Source organism: Flavobacterium sp. YO64 (assembly GCF_004119505.1).
Taxonomy (GTDB): domain Bacteria; phylum Bacteroidota; class Bacteroidia; order Flavobacteriales; family Flavobacteriaceae; genus Flavobacterium; species Flavobacterium oncorhynchi.
This window is the reverse complement of record NZ_NRQV01000086.1, coordinates 1-210: the sequence shown is the minus strand read 5'-3', so window position 1 is coordinate 210 and position 210 is coordinate 1. Positions and strand designations below refer to the sequence as shown.

Genomic DNA, 210 nt, shown 5'->3' with positions numbered 1-210 from the left:
AACAACTTGTGAAAGCAATGTAAGGTTGGCAGTAGCGGTTACCGTTACAGATCCTGGTACACCAAATATTGCAGATACCGATCAAGATTTCTGTTTAGTAAATACACCAACAATTGCAAGTATAAATGTAAATCCCGTAACAGGAAACATAGTTTGGTACGACGCTTTAACAGGAGGAAGCGTAGTAACTTCAACAACAGCATTAACGAC

The 210-nt window shown here is 39.0% G+C and carries 1 protein-coding gene; it reads left to right on the top strand.

Annotation, left to right across the window (positions count from 1 at the left end; all coding sequences use genetic code 11):
• On the top strand, window positions 1–210 hold a 210-nt coding region (locus BOW57_RS20760; RefSeq protein WP_164973763.1), incomplete at both ends, for a hypothetical protein.